The 1325-nt window shown below is 63.4% G+C and carries 2 protein-coding genes; both read right to left on the bottom strand.

Translation table 11 applies throughout. The features are described 5' to 3' along the window. A partial coding sequence (frr, locus tag AC1DOC_RS33910; RefSeq protein ID WP_478131599.1) for a ribosome recycling factor occupies nucleotides 1-563 on the bottom strand: 563 nt, incomplete at its 3' end. A 13-nt stretch (nucleotides 564-576) separates the two neighbouring features. Continuing rightward, entirely contained in the window at nucleotides 577-1299 is a 723-nt protein-coding gene (gene pyrH / locus AC1DOC_RS33905; RefSeq protein ID WP_018905021.1) for a UMP kinase, read from the bottom strand. Nucleotides 1300-1325 lie beyond the last annotated feature (26 nt).

Genomic DNA, 1325 nt, shown 5'->3' with positions numbered 1-1325 from the left:
GCCATGATCTCCGCTTCCTTGGCCGCGACCAGGCGGTCGATTTCCGCGATGTGGCGGTCCGTGACCTTCTGGATCTCGGCTTCGGCGCGCTTCTGGTCGTCCTCGGAGGCGAGCTTTTCCTTCACCAGCTTCTTGACCGCTTCGTTCGCATCGCGGCGCAGGTTGCGCGTGGCGATCTTGGCGCTTTCGCCTTCGTTGCGGACCAGCTTGGTCATTTCCTTGCGGCGCTCCTCGCTCATCGCGGGAAGCGGCACGCGGATCAGGTCGCCCATGGAGGCCGGGTTCAGGCCCAGGTCGCTTTCGCGGATGGCCTTCTCGATCTTGGCGCCCATGCCCTTTTCCCAGGGCTGCACGCTGATCGTGCGCGAGTCGAGCACCGACACATTGGCCACCTGGCTCAGCGGAACCTGCGAGCCGTAGTACTCGACGTGGATCGAGTCGAGCAGCGCGGAATTCGCACGGCCGGTACGGATCTTGGTGAGGTTGTTCTGGAACGCGGCGAGCGACTGGTTCATCTTGGCGTCGGTCGCGCTGCGGATTTCGGCAATGGTGGGGGTCGTCATCTCAAATTACTCCTCAGGCATGCACCAGCGTGCCTTCGTCCTCGCCCATGACGACGCGCTTGAGCGCGCCGTTCTTGAAAATCGAGAACACCTTGATCGGCAGCTTCTGGTCGCGGCACAGCGCGAAGGCCGTGGCGTCCATGATGCCGAGATTCTGCGCGATAGCCTCGTCGAAAGTGAGCGACGAATAGCGCGTTGCATCGGGATGGGTCTTCGGATCGGCGGAATAGACGCCGTCGACCTTGGTGGCCTTGAGTACCAGCTCGGCACCGATTTCGGCACCGCGCAGCGCGGCGGCCGTGTCGGTGGTGAAGAACGGATTGCCGGTGCCCGCGGCAAACACCACGACCTTGCCCTCCTCGAGGTACTGCAGCGCCTTGGGCCGCACGTAGGGCTCGACCACCTGCTCGATGGCAATGGCGGACATGACGCGCGCCACCAGCCCCTGCTTGTTCATGGCGTCGGCCAGGGCCAGCGAATTCATGACGGTGGCCAGCATGCCCATGTAGTCGGCCGTGGCGCGATCCATGCCCACCGAGCCTCCCGCAACGCCGCGGAAGATGTTGCCGCCGCCGATCACGACGGCGACTTCCACACCCATGTTCACCACTTCGGCCACCTCTTCGACCATGCGGACGATGGTGGCGCGGTTAATACCAAAGGCATCGTCTCCCATCAACGCCTCACCCGACAGCTTCAACAAGATTCGCTTGTGGGCTGGGCGGGGATCAGACATGGGCAATTTCCTTACTTGGGTTGGCG

The organism is Variovorax sp. 01T439_2 (genome assembly GCF_056398445.1).
Note: the sequence above shows the minus strand (reverse complement) of the source record. Positions and strands in the feature narration are given on the sequence as shown.